An 18,781-nucleotide genomic window follows, 5' to 3' on the forward strand; every position below is an offset into this window, starting at 1 on the left:
AATGAGTGCTTTAGATTTAGACCTTTTGAGTAACTATCTAGACGGCGATGACAACGAGCATGGTCTAGATTTTGCAGCGACTCATGGTTTTTTATGTGCAATTGCAGTAGGCCCAGCTTTTGATAAATGGCTAGACGAACTTTTTGATAACAATCAGAAAAAAGTACCTGCTGAAATTATAGCACAAGTAAAAGCATGGCTCGAATCGATTCGTCAGAATCTTGCCAATGAAGATGGTATTGAATTTCCATTTGAAATTGAAGAAGCCGATGTTGAATCAAGTCTTGGTGACTGGAGTGTTGGCTTCGTTGATGCCATGTTCCTAAACGAAGATGCATGGTTCACCGACGAGTTTGAAGAACAATTGGTAGATTTAACTTTGCCAATCATGGTGTTCAGCGGCATTGATGAAGAAGATCCACAAATGGAATCTTTCCGTCGTAATGGTCAGTTGATGGATGAACTTGCAGAAGAAATCCCAACCAATTTGAACGAATTATATTTGATGTATCACACACCAAATTAATTTCGACGAAATTTAAAAAAAGCACCTTGGGGTGCTTTTTTTAGCGCTATACCTTTTCAATTCAAAGTTAGTCTAAAGGCTTAACTACGTTTGGCTTTTAAGAAGCTCTTTGCCATCCATCCAAAAGATAAAGCCAACATGAGATAATGGATGAATAAGGTAAAGCTGATAGCAAGCAGCCAGACCCAAGCGGGTAATTGCGTTAGCGCCATTTGAATAAAGGCTTGGGTTTCAGGGAAGATCAAGAGACAAATGACAGTCGCGACGACACTAATCAGTACGGAAGCTAAAATACAGCTCCAAATCAAAGTTCGCTTTTCTAACTTATTTGGCACTCGCTGATGGTCTTTAACAAAGCTAGATGCTGCAGCAAGACCGCCCACGATGAGACAGGTAATAGATGAACTACCAGGTAAATCAAAGAAAGATTCGATGGCTGCGACAGCAACCATGGCGAGTGCATAAGCAATGCTAAATGTGATGATGTATTTTTTCATTATTTAATGTTCATGTTTTCATTATATAAAGTGCGAGTATAACTTACCTGAAGTGTCTTCACTGAATTTTAACTTTCATTGAAGTGGTGATGATTTAAATTTTAACGCAATACATTGAAAAAATTTATAATTTTTTAGCGCAATAGTCTGCATACCAACCGTAGGCAATATGAAATATCGTGCCATGAATGGCGACCATGCAGAGCATAACTACAGCAGTTAGCCCAATGCCTGCATTATCCACAGACTTCATAATGCTTTCGGCATTGGGATTCATCAGCACCAAGAACAGCACAAAAAAGCTACCAATGATGATTGCAACGGCACTGGAGCCCCAAACCAGTTGGATCTTTTCATGGTTGCTAGGCACACGTTGTTCTTTCTTTACAAAATGCCCAACGCTGATTAATGCACATGCCACCAATGTAGGAATTAATGTAATACCACCAAGATTTAATCCAAAAATTAATACGGTAATCAAAAGCACCAAGGCGATGCTATAAACAGCAGCAAAGTGTAGGAGATAGTGTTTCATTTAAGCCCCAAAACAAAAAATTAACGAGGTCGACGTTGATGTCGACGGTACAAAATCCAAGCAATAATGATGACTGTGATCAGAATAATCAGATGGCCAACTTTACTAAATATTTGCTGCATTAACTGCTGATTTTCACCTAAATAAAAACCCATACAAGCTAAAAAAGTGGTCCAAATAATCGTACCTAAACCACTATAAAACATAAACTTCCAAAATGGCATGCGGCTCATTCCAGCAGGAATACTAATAAGAGAACGCACAGCTGGAATCATCCGGCCGAAAAATACAATGCGGTGACCGTATTGCTCAAACCATGCTAGAGATTTTTTTACATCTGCCGATTTGATAAATAAATACTTTCCATAGCGATCGACGAAGTGAAAGATGGATTCATGCTTAAATTTATAACCAATCCAATATAGCAATGCAGCCGCCAGTAAAGAGCCGACACAACCTGAAATAATGACACCAATGAGCAGTAGTTGACCTTGGGAGGCAGAATAGCCAGCCGAGGGCATAATGATTTCTGAGGGGATTGGGGGGAAGACATTGTCAAGAAACATGAGTAGGGCAATACCGAGATAACCCAATTGTTCCATGATTGAAATGATCCATTCAGTTAAAGTCATGGTAGCTAAGGCAGAGAAAAGGTGTATTTATCCTATGTTGAAAAGCGCAGTGGGTAAAGTTCCGTTTTAAATATTCCTGAAACCACCTAAGCAAAAACAACAAATATTGAGTTCATCTTGTATTAAGTAGCATGTAGGCTTAATGAGAAGGAAAATGTATTAATGTGTGAGGGCATTAAGCAATGCTGAATGATATAAGGCTGAATAATTGAAAGGCTTAGATCATAGTTTTTAAAGTACTGAGTGTACGCTGCTCAGTTTGGATTTTATTTTTGATTTTTGGCGCTTTAGCAGCTTTAAAAATCGTTTTATATACTGAACAGCGTAGGACTAGGTTGCAATAAGTGACGTTGTAAGGTGCGTAAATTAATCATCATGTTCCATATTTAACAGTGTGTGAATATAGACTTGGCGTAAGCTTAGAGATAAAGCAAATGGAATAACACACAGTCCAAGAATGTTGAGCATAGTGGGTTGTAAGTGCAATGTATAGGCAATAAATAAGGCAAAAATTGCACCAATGCATGTAGCAATACTGACTATCAAAATATGCGACTGTTGGTTAAGGAGGTGTTTTAATTCTCCTACACTTTCTTTTACACGGGGAGCGGGTAAAGCAAGGCGCCTTGAGGTTGCAATTGGAGAGTTGATTAATTTTGGCATAATGCTTTCCTTTTCAATTATCTATAATGATTTTCTCGGATCAATTGATCAGAATAAGCATAAATGCGCGAACTGATTCTCGTAAATAACCAGATATAGTTATTTTGTCAAAAAAATTAAGTCACTGTTGAGAATGCGTAAAAAAAGCCCTAAAAATAGGGCTTTTATTTATATATCGTTACAACAAATTTTCCTTAGAGACGCTTACGTTTTGCTGCCACAATTTGTGATTGACGCATACGGAAGCCTGCTTTTTGCTGTTCAGTAGTTTTGTCGATACAGTATTTGCATGATACGCCGTGTTCGTAGCTCGGAAGTTCAACTTCAGCAGGAGCCAGTGGCCAACCGCATGCGTGACATTTGATATTTTCGCCTTCTTCCATACCGTGAGTGACAGCAGTACGACCGTCAAATACGAAACATTCACCTTCCCACATGCTTTCTTCAACAGGGGTTTCTTCTAAATATTTTAAGATACCGCCTTTAAGGTGATAAACCTCATTAAAGCCTTCTTGAAGTAAAAGTGAGGTTGATTTTTCACAGCGAATACCGCCTGTACAGAACATGGCAATTTTCTTATCTTTATGCTGCTCAAGCTCTTTTTTCACGTATTCAGGGAATTCACGGAAAGTCTCAGTTTTCGGGTCAATCGCACCCTTAAATGTACCTGCTTTGTACTCATAGTCGTTACGTGTATCAATTAGGATTACGTCATCACGTGTAATTAGTTCATTCCATTCTTTAGGATCAAGATAGTGACCGACTAAATCACGTGGTTTCACTTCCACACCTAAAGTCACGATTTCTTTTTTCAGTTTGATCTTCATTTTACGGAATGGTTTATCCGTACTATGCGATTCTTTGTATTCCATCGCATTGAAGCCTTCATTGAGAAGGAATTGATGGATGATATCTACAGATTTACGGTCACCGGCTACAGTACCGTTAATTCCTTCACCTGCCACAATTAGAGTACCGCAAAGGTTGATGGTTTTTACCAAGTCTAAAAGACGTTGTTGAAGATCGGCAGGATCTTGAACTTCTTTGAATTGATAAAGTGCGGCAACAACCCAACCAGAGGTCGCTTGCTGTTCTACAGGTGCAAGCTGTTCTACAGTAGCGTTCATGGAGTACTCCAAATGAATAAACAGGATAAAAATTAAGGCGCACATTCTACCGTGATTTGGATGAATAAGCGAGTAAAGCGATGGCTTTTAACCACACATTTGATCATAGCTTCATTTCAGTAGTTTTAGCGTGTATAGTCATGCCGAGTTGTTTTTATCCCATAAATATTGATTGAATGGAGCCGGTTTTGAGTACTGATCGTCGAATTGCCTCGTTAACCCCATGTGCAGGGCGTTGTTCTACGGTATTTGGTGATTCAGTCTGTCGTGGTTGCCGCCGCTTTAACCATGAAGTCATAAAATGGAATACCTATACAGCAGAGCAACACACGGCCATTTGGTGTCGTTTAGATGCACAATTAGATCAAATTTTAATACCGATGTTGCCGCAAGCAGATATCGTCCATGTCGAAGGTTTTGTTTTGTCTAAGCGAGTTCGCTTACGTCCAGATGCAAGCAAAGGCCGCAAACTGTATCACGCACTCAAGCTCTGCGAAAAAAACCGTCATTTCACAGATGAAAGTGGACTCGGGATACATTACAAACAGGTGCGACCGTTGTGGGATGAATTTGAGCGTCGTGTTTTAGCACTCGCCACAGCCAGCTATGATTTGGCATTTTTAAGAGCAGATGCCATTCGCTTGCATTTATTGCAAAACATGGATGAAGAGGACTAAGTCCTCTTTTTTTATTTATGAAATTTATCGTGATGTAAAAAAAATAAGTGAAGGAATCTCAGCGTGAATTATTCGGAGTACTTTTTATATTGTGTGGCAGTCATCGTAATGATTGCAACACCTGGACCTGTCATGCTGTTGGTCGCAAGTTCAGGTTTACAAGGCGGATATAAAAAGGCATTTCAAACCATTGTCGGGACAAATTTTGCGTCACTGATTTTGATTGTGCTGTCAGTGTGTATTTTAAAAGGCATTTTAAATGTTAATGCGCATTGGCTTGATGGCATCAAAATACTGGGTTGTTTATATATTGCTTATATTGGATTTGATATTTTAAAAGAAGTAACTATACAGCCTACTGCACAATCTCTGCGGTTAAAAGCAGCACAAGGGGGGGTTAAGCAAGGACTAATTGTGGGGATTTCAAATCCTAAGGATATTATTTTCTTCGCGTCATTTTTTCCGCAGTTTGTAGGAATTACCCCTTATCTTAATCTGAGTTTAATTGTGTTGACCCTGAGTTGGATTGTTTTAGATTTCGCGACCTTGTCTTTGGTGTATTTGTCTTTTCATCGATTGTCGAAATCACGCTGGTATAAAAAATTGTTGGCATTGTGTGGGCTGATTTTAGTGGTTGTTGCCATCTATGGCATCTATAGCACATTCACGGCTTAATTCTTAACTTGAAACGTCTATTAAAAAAATAAAAAGGCTGATTCAATCAGCCTTTTTTATGAACGTGTAGAGCTTTAATTAATTCGCACTAGAGATTGTGCTGTAAACGATATTGCACAATTTCTTCAATGGTGAGTACAGTCAAATGATGGGTTTGTGCATACGCTAAAACTTGTACGCCATTCGCCATTGTGCCGTCTGGGTTGGTTAATTCACACAAAACACCTGCAGGTTTTAAACCGGCCAGACGTGCCAAATCAATAGTCCCTTCAGTATGTCCACGACGGGTCAATACGCCGCCTTCACGCGCACGTAAAGGAAAAACATGACCCGGACGGTTTAAGTCACTAGCCACAGCACCATCCTTAATTGCGGCTTTGACTGTAGTTGTTCGGTCTTTTGCTGAAACGCCAGTAGTAACACCTTCCGCAGCTTCAATGGTGACAGTAAAGGCAGTTTTAAAATGGCTAGAGTTATCAGACACCATGGGTGGAAGTTCTAAATGATTGGCTTGAGCATCGGTTAAACACAGGCAGACAATTCCTGAACCATCACGAATCATACGTGCCATGGTTTCTACAGTGAGTGTTTCTGCAGCAACAATCAGGTCGGCTTCATTTTCACGTTCAAAATCGTCCATGACTAAAACAGGCTTGCCTTGACGAATGTCTTCTAAGGCTTGCAGCATGCGCTGTTCTGCAGGTGGAAGGGCAGAAAAGAAAATTTCGGGTTGAATTAAACTAGACATTGAAACGCTCGCGTAAATTTTAGATACGGTTGAACATTTCAGGACATGTGAAATAGTGGCGTTACGATATATATTGAAAATGATCAATGATATAGAGATGTGACGTCGTCTTCTTTCATCCGGACTATACCGTCGGCTCAGGTATTGCACCTGATCTGCGAATCGCGTTTAAACGATTGGCTCGTGGGCTTTTTTCAGGGCTTTCAACCCAGCAAATTTACCACCGGTGGGGAATTTCACCCCGCCCTGAAGCGATGTGTCTTTAGTATAGACCTGTTTGAGTGATGATGGGGGGATTATTGCTTAGAATCATTTGCAAAATTTTAGATAAGTAAAGTTATAAGATTGGATTTGTAAGCATTTATATAAAGTGTGTCAAAGCATGCTATCGTGCCGATAAATCAATCATGATTGCATAATGATAAAAAATGACCGTTCCTCAGCATTCTCAGCAGCAGAATATAAAGCTGCATCGTTCACAGTTAGATCAAGAGTTTTCAACAGATCTGTTTCAAGATGTACAGGTTATTCGGTATCTGCAAGTGATCGGTGTTGCACTGATAGCTGCCAGTTTCGTGTATTTGATCGCGGCAAACTGGTTGATGTTGCCAAAATTCATTCAATTGGCAATTCCAATGTTGCTGTTGCTACTGAGTGCTGTGACGAGTGTATATTTTGCAAGGCATGCTTGGATTCAGCAAAGTTTAGATGCTTTAAGTGCTTTGTTGCTCGGATTGAGTTTGGCTGTGATTGGACAGGTCTATCAAACAGGTGCAGACAGTTATCTGTTATTTTTAGTCTGGGCTTTGCTGCTTTTACCTTGGTTATATCGACCGAATATCGGAGTCTTTGCGTTACTGTGTTTGATCAGTCAATTGGCATTATTTTTATATTTTAAACAAAGCTATTTAATCGTTGATCATTCTTGGGGGTATTTACTCTGTATGAATGTATTGACGGCAATTTGTGTGACCTATTGTTTGAAATATTATGCTGCACTGCGCTTAGTATTTATTGCATTTATCACACTAATGTCGATGTATTGCATGTTTTTATACTGTGGAAATGGGGTAGATCAGTATCAATGGCAATATTTAATTTTTGCCTTGTTGCTTCCAATTTATCTGATTATCTATTTTTATCGACAACAGCGTGCATTAGAAACCAGTTTACAAACTGCGGGTCTTGCCGCGAGTTTCAGTATTTTGATTTTCCAATGGGCAGAACATATTTTATCTGACTCGAGTGCAGGATTGTTGGTTTTTGCTTTGCTGATATTTGCTTGGTTTGCGGTGATCAGTTGGGCACTGATGAAATTTCTGCCACAGACTAAATTTGCGGTTATTCCTTTAGCGATTGGGGCATGGTTGGCAGGAATTATTTTATCGAGCTTATTGCTGACCTATTGGAAGGCGTTTTCGATCGTCATGGGCTTAGTTTTTGTAGCTGTGGCTTGGTGGTTGATTCGACGAGCTAAAAGTATCTTTAGTCGCCAATTTGCTTACTGCTTATGGGTATGTGGCCAATCTGCGGTCTTCATTCATACAGAGAGCTTAACCAATAGCATTTCGTTTATTTTAGTGTTGCAAATTGGCGTTATATTGCTCTGTTTGTTTAGTCGAATGCATTGGTTTATTGTTTTTATTCAACTCATTGCAGGATACGGCCTTGCAGTGGCCACACTATTTGATGCCGATCTTTTTATGAGCAATGAACATGTCATCTTAGCTGTGATTGGATTGAATTATATTCTACTGATTTTCTTGCTCGGGAGTGCAACAGCTTGGTTGCACTCGATGTATCGAAAAAGCATTGTGTTGTGGATGTTATGCATCGTATTGGTGGGTGTGGTGTTGCAGACGTTGTCAAATAACATTCTACAGTTTGAACAGACCCAAAATGGTGTTCTTGACCTGTTTGTCGGTTACCTGCTGCCTGTGGTTTGGCTTGGCCTTTACATCGCAAATCAGCAAAAACAGGTGGGGAGCGAAAAATGGCCGTTACTGCTATTGGGCCTTGTGCTGATTGCGATGGGCTATTTTGGAATTTTCTTGTTATTGGTTTTATTGGCATGGGCGCAGGTCTATCAGCAATCTTTGGTTAAAGCCTTGAGCATCTTGTTGATCATTTTTAGCTTATGGATGCTGTATTACAATTTGGGTCTGAGTTTTTTATTGAAAAGTTTAACGATTTTGATTTCTGGCCTTTTGCTACTTGGCATTACCAAGATGTTATCTACGATACAGTATAAACAAGGGGGAGATGTGTGATGACCATACTCAATAAAAAAATGCTTCCTATTGGTTTGGCTGTACTTAGTATTCTTTTATTTGTACTGATGATTGCACGTCATGAATGGCATCTGGCAAACAGTCAGAGTATTTATGTAAAGCTGCAGCCTGTCGATCCACGCTCTTTGATTCAAGGTGATTATATGGCCTTGAATTATCAGCTCTATTTTGGGGGTCAGTCATCAAAAGAGCAATCTGCCAATGGGCAGGCTGCCAAAGCGAACACAGAAGAAAATGTACACCGTGACTATTTTGTCGATCAAAAAAGTATTGTGAGTTATGTGCAGCTTGATGCACAGCGTAGGGTGATTCGAACCAGTTTCAACCCAGAGTTGTTAGCGCAGTATCCAAGCTCATCCACAAAACTGGTGCTCAAAAATCCTGACAATAGATTTGAGGGTTTATATCCCGCTGCGAGCAGCTTTTTATTTGCTGAAGGCTTGGAGTCGTGCTATCGCGATGCGCAATATGCAGAGCTAAAGGTACAAGAAAATGGTCAGCCTTTGTTGGTGGGTTTGGTCGGAGAGCATTTACAGCCCTTTGATTGTAAACAAAACCAAGCATGGTGGAAGGGCCCGAGAGCAGGGGAGATAAGTTGAGCTGTTGAGTTGTATGTAGTGATATGCGTCTAATACTGAATTTTTGCAGTCAATAATGCATAGTTCAGCCATAAAAAAGCCCGCAAATTTTGCGGGCTTTTTAGAATCTTTAAATGCTTGAATTAAGCAACTTGAACTGGAATACAGTTCGCTGTGTGGTTCACAGTGTTGTTTGGGTTCGCATAGACTAAACGTGGCTTATGTGCATTTGCTTCAGCTTCTGTGAAATCGCCAAAAGTTGCGATAATCATCAAGTCGCCAATATCTGCTTGGTGAGCAGCACCGCCATTTACAGAGATAATGCCAGAACCTTCTTCACCACGAATGGCATAAGTGGTAAAACGCTTACCATTAGTCACGTTCCACATATGAATTTCTTCATATTCACGGATACCGGCTAAATCTAGAAGAATACCGTCAATTGCACAAGAACCTTCATAATGTAATTCTGCTTGTGTAACGACGCAACGGTGGATTTTAGCTTTTAATAAACGAGATAGCATGGCTAGCGTCTCCTTGGTAGACCTAAGATCGTATCTTATGGTGGAACAATCTCTTGAATGCTGGGTGAGCAGTCAAATGCAAGCGCATTTTGCTCTGAAATCATTCAGATGGCAATAAGTATTGTTCAACAATTTGTGGAATTGTCAGTTCTATTTGTAAGCGTTGATCTGGTTCATGGCTTGCTGAATCTCACCACTTACCAACAATTTAGTACGTGATAAGGCATGTGCAATAGCATCATCCATTAAGCCTTGTTCACTACTTGGTGCTTTACCTAAGACATGGCCTGAGACACGTTCTTTAGAACCAGGGTGACCAATACCAATACGTAAACGATGGAAATTTGGACCAATATGCGGGACGATATCGCGTAAACCATTATGACCACCATGACCACCGCCAGTTTTCAGGCGAATGACACCAGGGTTCATATCAAGTTCATCGTGTGCGATAAGCATTGCTTCGGGAGCAATTTGATAGAATTTGGCGAAGGGAACAACACTTTGACCAGAGAGGTTCATAAAGGTTGTAGGTAACAGCAGACGAACGTCTTGACCTTCGATATTACCACGACCACTGATGCCTTTATATTTAGGATCAGCTTTGAGTTGGATGCCATATTGTTCTGCAAGGCGTTCTACGAACCAGAAGCCTGCATTATGGCGGGTTTGGGCATACTCAGAACCTGGGTTACCCAAACCAACAATCAGTGAAAGTTTACTCACTCATTTACACCATTTAACACTTATGCGCGTTTGAAGTCAGCGTGCATAGGAGTGTTTTTAGCTGGGTGACGTTGTAAAGCTTGGATTTTAACGCTTTCAGCTTTACCGTCAATGTTGATTTCAACAACTTCTTCAAAGAATGCGTTGTTTTCTAAAGCTTTAACAAGTTCGCGAAGTTCCAAAGTAACTGCTACAGGTTCAGCTGCACCACCGTAGATGATTGCTGGTACTTTATTTTGAAGACGAAGGCGGCGGCTCGAACCTTTCCCTTGTACTGCTTCTTCACGTGCTACTGCATTTAATACGAAGTTTGCCATGATAGACATTCCTATTTAAGTTTAATTAACTAGACCTTCGACCAGTCTAGTGATAGAAAGCCCCACCAAAAGGCAGGGCTTTTAAATTTAGCGCTATATTATAGATAAGAATCGAACATTGCGCTAATAGATTCTTCGTTGTTAATACGACGAATTGTTTCAGCAACCATACTTGCAACTGAAACTTGGCGAATCTTACCAAGAGCTTGAGCTTCTTCTGAAAGCGGAATGGTGTCTGTTACAACCAATTCGTCAATCACAGAGTTTTTCAAGTTTTCTAAAGCTTTACCAGAAAGTACAGGGTGAGTTGCGTAAGCAACAACTTTGCGAGCACCAAAAGTTTTTAGTGCGTCAGCAGCTTTACACAATGTACCTGCTGTATCCACCATATCATCAACGATGACACAGTCACGGCCTTTAACGTCACCGATCAAGTGCATTACTTGAGATTCATTCGCTTTTTGACGGCGTTTGTCGATGATCGCAAGATCGATATCACCCATTTGCTTAGCTACAGCACGCGCACGTACTACACCACCAACGTCAGGAGAAACAACCATTAAGTTGTCGTGTGACTGTTGACGAAGATCTGCTAAAAGTGCAGGAGTACCGTAGATGTTGTCTACAGGAATATCGAAGAAACCTTGGATTTGGTCAGCATGAAGGTCGATCATGACAACGCGGTCAATACCAACAGTTGTGAGCATATCTGCAACAACTTTTGCTGTAATTGGCACGCGGCTTGAACGTGGACGACGGTCTTGACGAGCATAACCAAAATAAGGAATGACAGCAGTGATACGACCAGCACTTGCTCGACGCAAAGCATCAGCCATAACTAAGATTTCCATAAGGTTATCGTTAGTTGGAGCACAAGTTGGTTGTACGATGAATACGTCTTTACCACGAACATTTTCAGTAATTTCGACAGCGATTTCACCGTCAGAAAATTGACCTACAGATGCAGCACCTAGAGGGATGTGAAGGTGGCTAACGACTTTTTGGGCGAATTGTGGATGTGCAGATCCACTAAAAACGACAAGATTGGGCATGAAGCACCCTTGGCGGTTGGCAAATTGGAGAATTAGATGGCAGGGGCGGCTGGATTCGAACCAACGGATGCCGAGATCAAAACCCGGTGCCTTACCACTTGGCGACGCCCCTAATGCGGCAGAACTTTAATATTTTTACGGTATTTTGTCAAGTTGAAACAACAAAGATACTGCAAATTATGCTCTGTCTTTTTTGAAGTAAATGGCAGGGGCGGCTGGATTCGAACCAACGGATGCCGAGATCAAAACCCGGTGCCTTACCACTTGGCGACGCCCCTAAATTGATGAAATAGCGAATAAAGTAAATGGCAGGGGCGGCTGGATTCGAACCAACGGATGCCGAGATCAAAACCCGGTGCCTTACCACTTGGCGACGCCCCTAATACTTTACAGCAATTACATCTACAGGTGAAAAATGATGGCAGGGGCGGCTGGATTCGAACCAACGGATGCCGAGATCAAAACCCGGTGCCTTACCACTTGGCGACGCCCCTATATCAAACCTCAAAATGACGTAATGGTGATTCTTGCAAACTGCAAACCAAGTAAGATTTACATGGTGCATTTTTCAATATGTCATCAATATTCATATTTTCAGTCACTTCAGTAAATACACAAGCACCTGTACCTGTAAGCTTTGCTGTACCGAACTGATCTAAGTACCGCATTGCTTCATCGACTTCGGGATATAAGCTTCGTGCCACAGGCTCAAAGTTATTTCCAAAATCAGATGGCGTTTCCTGATAGCCGCAAAATTTAGTGGGCTTTGAGTCTCTTGTCAACGTTTTTTGTGAAAAAAGCAGTTGAGTGCTGATAAAACAGTCAGGTTTTAACACAATGTACTGTTTTTGAGCTAAATCTATGAATGTTAAGTGTTCACCGATGCCTTCTGCCCATGCATTTAGACCATGTACAAACACGGGAACATCTGCCCCAAGTTGTAAGCCGAGTTCTGCAAGTTGTTCGGTATTTAGACCACATTTCCATAGTTGATTGAGCACAATAAGGGTGGTGGCTGCATTGGATGAACCACCACCGAGCCCTGCACCCATCGGAATATTTTTTTCAATGTGGATTTTTTGTGCAGTCAGTGCTTTTGCAAACGGTTTGAGTATTTGAGCAGCACGATAAATTAAATTTTGCTCTAGATTGACGCTGTTTAAGCCCTCAATTTGAATAAAATCTTCATCAGCAGAATTTGCAAGTGGGTGAAATTCCATCCAATCCGATAAATCGATGAGCTGAAAAATCGTTTGTAATTCGTGATATCCATTCGGACGTCGGCCAGTAATGTGCAAAAACAAATTGAGTTTTGCAGGAGAAGGTACACGAATCACGGAAGTCATAGTTCAGCTTTTAGGCAAATTAACGATTTTGAATCACCATTGTAATACGGTTTTCATGACCGGATTCAAGTGCTTGTTTTAAAATTAACTTGTTCGGTACCGTTGCAGTTTCATTATAACTCAGGTCAACCGTCCAACCATCTTCAATAATCTGTTGTGGACGCTGCGCAGTATCGCGTTGAATTTTTGCTTGTGTGGTTGCAGGGCGCGCCTGTACCCAGTCGACGAGGTGGGTAATGGGAGCTTGCCAACCGGTAGCACGTTCGAGTAATTCTTCTGGTGTTGCTGCTTCAATCAAACCGGTTTTTGCACTATTGAGTTGAACTTGACCGGGTTTACCGCTGATTTGAGTTTTTCCAACACCTAATATGCCACTCAGTTCGATATCATATTCATTGCGGTCTTGAACCCAAGTAAAAAAAGCACTTCCTGACTGTTGTGGCGTGCGCACACCAATCTTACCTTGTAAGTTGAATTGATTTGCAGCGACTTCTTCAGGGCTGGGTTGATCGGGTGTTTTAACATATTGCTGACAACCGGTAAAAAATAAAGCGCAGCAGGTCAGGGCAGATACCCCAAATTTTGAAGATATTTGCATAAAGTCTTTCTAACTCTTTTTCATGGGTTGGGGTAACAATAACGAATGTAGTTGCTCTAATTGCGGATCATTCGGATGTTTTTGTTGGAGTTGTTGTAACAACGCGTCAAATTTATTCATATCACCTTGCATGAAGACTGATCGTGCATAGCGAATGCCAATTTTTAAACTATTACTCAGTTCATACGCTTTGGCCAAAACAGATGCAGATGTACTAAAATCATTTTGCAAATAACAAATATAACCGAACGTATCTAAAATTGAGGCTTGCTCAGGAGCATATTCTAAGGCATGTTCGACGTATTTTCGGGCTTCATCTAAGCGTCTATTTTGTACCGCCAAGGTATAGGCATATGCATTTAAATAGGTCGGGCTATTGGGTTCAATTTCAAGTAATTGTTTTAGTAATTGGTCTAGTCTATCTTTATCTTGATGGGCGTCGAGCAGTAGAACTTCGGCATAAATAAGCTCAGGATCTTCGGGCAAGTTTCTTACCGCTTCATCAAGCAAACGGACTGCTGCTTTTTTATTGTTCATGCGTTTTAAAATATCTGCCTGAGCAAGATATAAGAAACTGGCATGTTGAGGATAATTAACCCGCTCTTGGGTTAAAAAGCGCAGTGCATCATGCAGCTTATTTTGCTGGCTAAAAATGCTGATCATATTGCGCCGTGAAACTGTATAAAGACTGCCATCAACAAGGCGATAATAGGCTTTTGCCGTTTCATAATGCTGTTTGCGTTCAGCATTTACTGCGAGATAGTAATACGCTTCATTTTGGTATTTGCTCGAATAACGTAACTCCACCAAATACTTTTCGGCTTTTTCATAAAGCTCTAAGTCAATACTGGTCAAACCTGCCATAAATAGCGGTTCTTCAGCAGATGGCCATTTCTTTAGTATATCTTCGAGTTTTTCTAGACCTAATTCTGACTGATTGATTTTAATTAAATACTTTGCTTCTGCTAAGCGAACTTCCATATTGTTGCGGTGTTTACGGCTGGATTTTTCGAACCATTTTAAGGTTTCTTCTTCATCACCTAACGACATAAGTAAATTGGCTTTCATTAAGATATAACCAGTCACTTTCGGGCGTTTTTTCAATGCTAAATTAATGGTGTCTAAGGCATCGGCAAAGGCGCCATTTTGAGCTTGTAAACCTGCGACTAAGACCAAAATAGAGGGATTGGTTTTTTCTTTGCTAGCGGTCAGTGCTTGAATCAGATAAGCGCGATCTTCCTCTGATTCAGGGGAAATACCCGCCAAAATTTGTTCTAAATCTGCATTTGGGTCAATGGTTAAAATTTTATCAAGTGTTTCAGCGGCAAGCTCATATTCATGGGCTTTCAAAGCAATATGTGATAAATAAAATAATGCTGGTACATCTTCAGGTTCTTGCACAACCCAATGTGTAGCAATATCTAAGGCTGCTTGTAAATCATTTTGCTCAATAGCAACGTTTAAAGCACGCTGTTTGACCATGGTGGATTTACTTTTGATTGCAAGCACGGTGTAATTATGAAGCGCGGTTGGAATGTCGTTATAAGCTAAGGCAAATTCTGCAATCATACTTTGTTTAATTGCATCATATCCTGAATTTGCATGGTAAACTTCTCCCACGGCCCGAATTGGGGCAGTAGAAGCCATGCTACCAACAAGTAAGAATGTGGTAGAATACTGCTTTATTGTCTGGCCGTTCAGTCGGCTATTTGTTAGACGCAATTTTTCTTGATCCAAGTAATGCTTTTTATGACGCCGATAATGCACAATAGCATAAATTTAGCGAAATGATGATCTGATATGTCTTTCTTTGCATTGGGTGTCAACCATCAAACCGCCTCTGTAGAACTGCGCGAACAGATTGCATTTAACCCTGAAAAGTTAACAGCGCTGCTTGAACAGCAAAGCCATGCACCTGAACTTAATGACATGGTGGTGGTGTCTACATGTAATCGTACTGAGGTCTATGCGATGTCTGAAAATGCAGACATGGTATTGAATTGGCTTGCCCAATCAAATGGTATTGATGTAAAGCAATTGTCAAATCATGTGTATCGTTATGAAAATGCACAGGCGGTGACACACCTCATGCGTGTGGCTAGCGGCTTGGATTCGCTCATGCTTGGTGAGCCTCAAATCTTAGGTCAAGTTAAAACGGCTTTGTCCTTAGCCAAAGATGCCGAAACTGTCTCCCCAAATTTAAACCGTATTTTTGAATATGCCTTTTATGCGGCAAAACGAGTGCGTTCTGAAACAGCGGTAGGAAGTCATGCGGTATCGATGGGCTATGCCGTTGCTCAGCTAGCTTTACAGGTTTTTAGTCAGCCTGAAAAATTGACGGTCATGATTGTTGCTGCTGGTGAAATGAATAGCTTGGTTGCGAAGCATTTGGCCGAAATGGGTGTGGGTAGAATTATTATCTGTAACCGTACACGTGCCCGTGCTGAAGCTTTATCCCAAGAGATTGCTCATCGTGTAGAAGTTGAAATAATTGATTTTGCAGATTTGGCAGACAATTTACATCGCGCAGATGTAATTTCAAGTTGTACTGGAAGCTTGCATCAAGTGATTTATTTTGCGGATGTCAAAGCAGCATTGAAAAAACGCCGTTATAAACAAATGTTGTTGGTCGATTTGGCGGTACCCCGTGATATTGAAGCCAAAGTTGAAAGTTTAGATGGTGTTTATTTATATGGTGTAGATGATCTGCAAACAGTCATAGAAGAAAACTTGGCTCAGCGTCGTCAGGCAGCAGTTGAAGCCGAAGTGATGGTCAATCAGCTTGCGACAGATTTAATTACACAGCAAAAAGTGAATTTGGCTGGCTCGACGATTCATGCATACCGTGAACATGGTGAGTCATTGCGTCAAGAAGAGCTGGCTTTGGCCTTGAATCGTCTACAAAAGGGTGAAGATGCGGCTACAATTATGCAAGAAATGTCGCATCGTTTAACCCAAAAACTATTGCATCCGACCTCTATCGTGCTGCGCAATGCAGCGATGGCGGAAGACCCTGCTTATTTTGAAATGTTAGAACAAAATTTAGTTAATGTGGCTGAAAATCGCCGTAAACCAAAGAAATAAATAAGCTGATTCATTGAATAGTATGTTGTTCACAGCTTGAACTTGAAATTAAAACTTAATCTTCAAGGAGCGTGAGTGATCTTTTTTTATCAATATCATAAATACGTTGTTTTAAATTACGCATTTCAGCAAGGCTAGAAAACTTATTCGACTTGATCTTGAGTTGTAAGAATTGATATTGCAATTTTGTCGATAAATCTGCCGCAAGTTTATCTGCTTGTTCAGGTGATGACGTATAATCGCTGATATTGGCATGCTCTAAAATATGTTGTAATTCATGATGATGTGCTGCACAAGCACCGAGTACATAATAGGTGGATAACTCTGGATCATCAGGCAATTCATCAAAAATCACATTGAAAATATTTAACACATGATAAAGCAATAGGTCTTGTGAAACTAAGGCGCGTAAAGGCTCAAAATGAATGTAAAGATAAGGATGATTGATTAAAATCGCAATCACATATTCTTCAGCATCAATTTTTGTACTAAAGCTCAATGATGCATCATTATTGACTTGAGGCTGCCACTTTCGGCTAAACCCTAATTTTTCACGGAAATATTGTTGCAGCAAATAACGATATGAACCACCTTTCGGCAACAGTTCAGTGAGCTGTCTGAGTTCACCCATCACCTGACTTTTACCTTCAGGTGAACTGACATCATGATTTTGCGTTAAATGTGCAAAAACAAATTCAGAAAGAAGCGGTGAGGTGTGCAATAACCGTCGAAAATTTTCAATACCTTCACGACGGATCAATGAATCTGGGTCGTGGTCATTCGGCAAAACAAAGAATTTAAGTTCACGACCATCATTCAGTAATGGCAGGGCAATTTCAAGCGTACGTCGAGCTGCTTTTTGACCTGCGGCATCTCCATCAAATGCAATGGTAATACGGCTATTTTGCTTAAATAAAATATTTAAATGTTCAGTATTACTGGCAGTCCCTAAAGTCGCTACAGCGCCATGAATGCCATATTGCTGTAGGGCAATCACATCCATATAACCTTCGACCATTAACCAATCTTGGGCTTTTTGTTTACGGCCTTCATATAAACCATAAAGTAACTGGTTTTTATGGAAAACTTCAGAGTCTGGGGAGTTGATGTACTTCGGTTTGATTTCATCATTTAGGGCACGACCACCAAAACCGACCACACGACCTTTCGCATCTCGAATCGGGAAAATCACCCGCTCGCGCAGTAGGTCAAAGTCACGACCACTGTCACTGGTGCGAATCAAACCGAGAAGTTTGAGTCCTTCGATATCTTGTGGAAAGGCTTTTTCCAGATGTTGCCAATCTTCAGGGGCATAGCCTAAGCGCCAATAGGCGATGGTGTCTGCACTGAGACCCCGTTGTTTAAAATAAGCTTGCCCAATTGGACTGAGCGGAAGTTGTTGCTCATAAAACTGTGCGACATTTTCCAGCAAGTCATATAAGTTTCCGTCTTGCGGCACATCTTCAAAAGCATTTGCAACTTGGTCAAAGTGAGCAAAGGGATCGTTCCCATAAAACGCATCTTCGTTATTTTGAAACTCAGCAAATGGGTCGTGTTCGAAATTTACTGCAGTAGGAGTGGATTCGGTTTCGCCTGTATTGGGCGGCAGAGCTTTTGCTTCGATTGCAGGTTTTTGTACAGGTTTGGGTTTAGATTCGCGTTTATATTTGAGTTTATTGGAATCGTTATTGTCTTTCGGTAGTTCAATACCCGTTTGGCTAGATAAATCCTTCATCACTTCAATGAAGTTACGGCTACCAATATCCATTAAAAAACGGATGGCATTACCATTGGCCTGACAACCAAAGCAGTGAAAATATTGTTTATCACGATAGACATGGAAAGATGGCGATTTTTCCTGATGGAATGGGCAGCATCCTGAGTAGGTGCGTCCAGTCTTTTTCAATTTCACAAATTGACCAATCACATCGACAATATCGGTGCGATCTAAAATTTGATCAATTGTATGTTGAGGAATGGCCATGCTGTTTTATCTGTCTATCTATTGAATTTGGGCAGTTCGTGAAATATGTTGAAATCAGCAATGCTGTAAGTTCAGGTGGAGATGCAGTACAGCATCGTCCATCGAACTATTGTATACCTTTTAATCTAACCGAATCTGTAGATCCTGAAAAGATAAAAGGGCAAGTATTCTAACTTGCCCTTTGTGAAAAATCGACCTTCG

Annotated in this window: 20 protein-coding genes, 4 tRNA genes and 1 riboswitch; of the genes, 6 read left to right on the forward strand and 18 right to left on the reverse strand. The window is 40.8% G+C overall.

Annotated elements, in window-relative coordinates:
- Position 1 precedes the first annotated feature (1 nt).
- Positions 2 to 526: a YecA family protein gene (locus FTU29_RS04455; protein WP_180120614.1), complete on the forward strand. Its 525-nt coding sequence runs from the start codon at positions 2 to 4 to the stop codon at positions 524 to 526.
- Between the two features lie 80 nt (positions 527 to 606).
- On the opposite strand, the gene FTU29_RS04460 is transcribed toward FTU29_RS04455, so the two are convergent.
- From FTU29_RS04460 to FTU29_RS04480, 5 genes are all read right to left on the reverse strand, one after another.
- On the reverse strand, positions 607 to 1,023 hold the full coding sequence (locus tag FTU29_RS04460; protein ID WP_180120616.1) for an ABZJ_00895 family protein: 417 nt from the start codon (positions 1,021 to 1,023) through the stop codon (positions 607 to 609).
- A gap of 124 nt (positions 1,024 to 1,147) precedes the next feature.
- Positions 1,148 to 1,558 (reverse strand): ABZJ_00895 family protein, encoded by a 411-nt coding sequence (locus tag FTU29_RS04465; protein WP_078192189.1) that lies wholly within the window; start codon positions 1,556 to 1,558, stop codon positions 1,148 to 1,150.
- Positions 1,559 to 1,578: 20 nt separating this feature from the next.
- Positions 1,579 to 2,190 carry a DedA family protein gene (locus FTU29_RS04470; protein ID WP_180120618.1) on the reverse strand — a complete coding sequence of 204 codons (612 nt, stop codon included), beginning with the start codon at positions 2,188 to 2,190 and terminating at the stop codon, positions 1,579 to 1,581.
- A gap of 366 nt (positions 2,191 to 2,556) precedes the next feature.
- Positions 2,557 to 2,853, reverse strand: coding sequence for a hypothetical protein (locus FTU29_RS04475; protein ID WP_078192186.1), 297 nt, complete (start codon positions 2,851 to 2,853; stop codon positions 2,557 to 2,559).
- Between the two features lie 194 nt (positions 2,854 to 3,047).
- Positions 3,048 to 3,980 carry a rhodanese-related sulfurtransferase gene (locus tag FTU29_RS04480; protein ID WP_111885306.1) on the reverse strand — a complete coding sequence of 311 codons (933 nt, stop codon included), beginning with the start codon at positions 3,978 to 3,980 and terminating at the stop codon, positions 3,048 to 3,050.
- Between the two features lie 188 nt (positions 3,981 to 4,168).
- Between FTU29_RS04480 and FTU29_RS04485 the strand changes: the two genes are divergently transcribed.
- Entirely contained in the window at positions 4,169 to 4,657 is a 489-nt protein-coding gene (locus FTU29_RS04485) for a DUF1289 domain-containing protein (RefSeq protein ID WP_111885315.1), read from the forward strand.
- Positions 4,658 to 4,720: 63 nt separating this feature from the next.
- Positions 4,721 to 5,332, forward strand: coding sequence for a LysE family translocator (locus FTU29_RS04490; protein ID WP_180120620.1), 612 nt, complete (start codon positions 4,721 to 4,723; stop codon positions 5,330 to 5,332).
- An 88-nt stretch (positions 5,333 to 5,420) separates the two neighbouring features.
- Here the strand turns inward: FTU29_RS04490 and ribB are convergent, their stop codons facing one another.
- Positions 5,421 to 6,080, reverse strand: a complete 660-nt coding sequence (ribB, locus tag FTU29_RS04495; RefSeq protein ID WP_180120622.1) for a 3,4-dihydroxy-2-butanone-4-phosphate synthase — start codon at positions 6,078 to 6,080, stop codon at positions 5,421 to 5,423.
- 103 nt (positions 6,081 to 6,183) lie between these two features.
- Positions 6,184 to 6,337, reverse strand: a riboswitch (FMN riboswitch).
- A 171-nt stretch (positions 6,338 to 6,508) separates the two neighbouring features.
- On the opposite strand from ribB, the gene FTU29_RS04500 reads away from it, so the two are divergent.
- Positions 6,509 to 8,350 carry a DUF2157 domain-containing protein gene (locus FTU29_RS04500; protein ID WP_180120623.1) on the forward strand — a complete coding sequence of 614 codons (1,842 nt, stop codon included), beginning with the start codon at positions 6,509 to 6,511 and terminating at the stop codon, positions 8,348 to 8,350.
- The gene (locus FTU29_RS04505; protein ID WP_180101765.1) at positions 8,350 to 8,970 is read left to right on the forward strand and encodes a GDYXXLXY domain-containing protein; all 621 of its coding nucleotides are present in this window, start codon (positions 8,350 to 8,352) and stop codon (positions 8,968 to 8,970) included. Before FTU29_RS04500 ends, FTU29_RS04505 begins: the two co-directional genes overlap by 1 nt.
- 122 nt (positions 8,971 to 9,092) lie before the next feature.
- Here FTU29_RS04505 and panD read toward each other — a convergent pair whose 3' ends face one another.
- The 11 genes from panD to FTU29_RS04560 all read right to left on the reverse strand — a co-directional run bounded on the left by panD (position 9,093) and on the right by FTU29_RS04560 (position 15,234).
- Positions 9,093 to 9,473, reverse strand: coding sequence for an aspartate 1-decarboxylase (panD, locus tag FTU29_RS04510; RefSeq protein WP_078192181.1), 381 nt, complete (start codon positions 9,471 to 9,473; stop codon positions 9,093 to 9,095).
- 150 nt (positions 9,474 to 9,623) lie between these two features.
- Entirely contained in the window at positions 9,624 to 10,199 is a 576-nt protein-coding gene (gene pth / locus FTU29_RS04515) for an aminoacyl-tRNA hydrolase (RefSeq protein ID WP_168378106.1), read from the reverse strand.
- Positions 10,200 to 10,219: 20 nt separating this feature from the next.
- Entirely contained in the window at positions 10,220 to 10,516 is a 297-nt protein-coding gene (gene rplY / locus FTU29_RS04520) for a 50S ribosomal protein L25 (protein ID WP_078192179.1), read from the reverse strand.
- A 98-nt stretch (positions 10,517 to 10,614) separates the two neighbouring features.
- Positions 10,615 to 11,568: a ribose-phosphate pyrophosphokinase gene (locus FTU29_RS04525; protein WP_078191360.1), complete on the reverse strand. Its 954-nt coding sequence runs from the start codon at positions 11,566 to 11,568 to the stop codon at positions 10,615 to 10,617.
- 37 nt (positions 11,569 to 11,605) lie between these two features.
- Positions 11,606 to 11,680, reverse strand: a tRNA-Gln gene (locus FTU29_RS04530).
- A gap of 91 nt (positions 11,681 to 11,771) precedes the next feature.
- Positions 11,772 to 11,846 (reverse strand) — tRNA-Gln (locus FTU29_RS04535).
- A gap of 28 nt (positions 11,847 to 11,874) precedes the next feature.
- Positions 11,875 to 11,949, reverse strand: a tRNA-Gln gene (locus FTU29_RS04540).
- Between the two features lie 38 nt (positions 11,950 to 11,987).
- Positions 11,988 to 12,062, reverse strand: a tRNA-Gln gene (locus FTU29_RS04545).
- A 3-nt stretch (positions 12,063 to 12,065) separates the two neighbouring features.
- Positions 12,066 to 12,905 carry a 4-(cytidine 5'-diphospho)-2-C-methyl-D-erythritol kinase gene (gene ispE / locus FTU29_RS04550; protein WP_180093864.1) on the reverse strand — a complete coding sequence of 280 codons (840 nt, stop codon included), beginning with the start codon at positions 12,903 to 12,905 and terminating at the stop codon, positions 12,066 to 12,068.
- Positions 12,906 to 12,933: 28 nt separating this feature from the next.
- Complete coding sequence (lolB, locus tag FTU29_RS04555) at positions 12,934 to 13,512, reverse strand: lipoprotein insertase outer membrane protein LolB (RefSeq protein ID WP_180120625.1); 579 nt, start codon at positions 13,510 to 13,512, stop codon at positions 12,934 to 12,936.
- A gap of 9 nt (positions 13,513 to 13,521) precedes the next feature.
- Positions 13,522 to 15,234 (reverse strand): hypothetical protein, encoded by a 1,713-nt coding sequence (locus tag FTU29_RS04560; RefSeq protein WP_180023231.1) that lies wholly within the window; start codon positions 15,232 to 15,234, stop codon positions 13,522 to 13,524.
- A gap of 78 nt (positions 15,235 to 15,312) precedes the next feature.
- Between FTU29_RS04560 and hemA the strand changes: the two genes are divergently transcribed.
- Positions 15,313 to 16,596, forward strand: coding sequence for a glutamyl-tRNA reductase (hemA, locus tag FTU29_RS04565; RefSeq protein WP_180120626.1), 1,284 nt, complete (start codon positions 15,313 to 15,315; stop codon positions 16,594 to 16,596).
- A 55-nt stretch (positions 16,597 to 16,651) separates the two neighbouring features.
- Here the strand turns inward: hemA and FTU29_RS04570 are convergent, their stop codons facing one another.
- Positions 16,652 to 18,580, reverse strand: a complete 1,929-nt coding sequence (locus FTU29_RS04570; RefSeq protein ID WP_180120628.1) for a DNA primase — start codon at positions 18,578 to 18,580, stop codon at positions 16,652 to 16,654.
- Between the last annotated feature and the right edge of the window lie 201 nt (positions 18,581 to 18,781).

Origin of the sequence: Acinetobacter sp. YH12086 (assembly GCF_013419345.1) — a bacterium.
In the GTDB taxonomy this organism is placed as follows: domain Bacteria; phylum Pseudomonadota; class Gammaproteobacteria; order Pseudomonadales; family Moraxellaceae; genus Acinetobacter; species Acinetobacter amyesii.

Coding starts and splice junctions, on each gene's coding strand:
- FTU29_RS04455 (WP_180120614.1), top strand. CDS start 2: ATGAGTGCTTTAGATTTAGACCTTTTGAGTAACTATCTAGACGGCGAT.
- FTU29_RS04460 (WP_180120616.1), bottom strand. CDS start 1,023: ATGAAAAAATACATCATCACATTTAGCATTGCTTATGCACTCGCCATG.
- FTU29_RS04465 (WP_078192189.1), bottom strand. CDS start 1,558: ATGAAACACTATCTCCTACACTTTGCTGCTGTTTATAGCATCGCCTTG.
- FTU29_RS04470 (WP_180120618.1), bottom strand. CDS start 2,190: ATGACTTTAACTGAATGGATCATTTCAATCATGGAACAATTGGGTTAT.
- FTU29_RS04475 (WP_078192186.1), bottom strand. CDS start 2,853: ATGCCAAAATTAATCAACTCTCCAATTGCAACCTCAAGGCGCCTTGCT.
- FTU29_RS04480 (WP_111885306.1), bottom strand. CDS start 3,980: ATGAACGCTACTGTAGAACAGCTTGCACCTGTAGAACAGCAAGCGACC.
- ribB (WP_180120622.1), bottom strand. CDS start 6,080: ATGTCTAGTTTAATTCAACCCGAAATTTTCTTTTCTGCCCTTCCACCT.
- FTU29_RS04500 (WP_180120623.1), top strand. CDS start 6,509: ATGACCGTTCCTCAGCATTCTCAGCAGCAGAATATAAAGCTGCATCGT.
- FTU29_RS04505 (WP_180101765.1), top strand. CDS start 8,350: ATGACCATACTCAATAAAAAAATGCTTCCTATTGGTTTGGCTGTACTT.
- panD (WP_078192181.1), bottom strand. CDS start 9,473: ATGCTATCTCGTTTATTAAAAGCTAAAATCCACCGTTGCGTCGTTACA.
- rplY (WP_078192179.1), bottom strand. CDS start 10,516: ATGGCAAACTTCGTATTAAATGCAGTAGCACGTGAAGAAGCAGTACAA.
- FTU29_RS04525 (WP_078191360.1), bottom strand. CDS start 11,568: ATGCCCAATCTTGTCGTTTTTAGTGGATCTGCACATCCACAATTCGCC.
- lolB (WP_180120625.1), bottom strand. CDS start 13,512: ATGCAAATATCTTCAAAATTTGGGGTATCTGCCCTGACCTGCTGCGCT.
- hemA (WP_180120626.1), top strand. CDS start 15,313: ATGTCTTTCTTTGCATTGGGTGTCAACCATCAAACCGCCTCTGTAGAA.
- FTU29_RS04570 (WP_180120628.1), bottom strand. CDS start 18,580: ATGGCCATTCCTCAACATACAATTGATCAAATTTTAGATCGCACCGAT.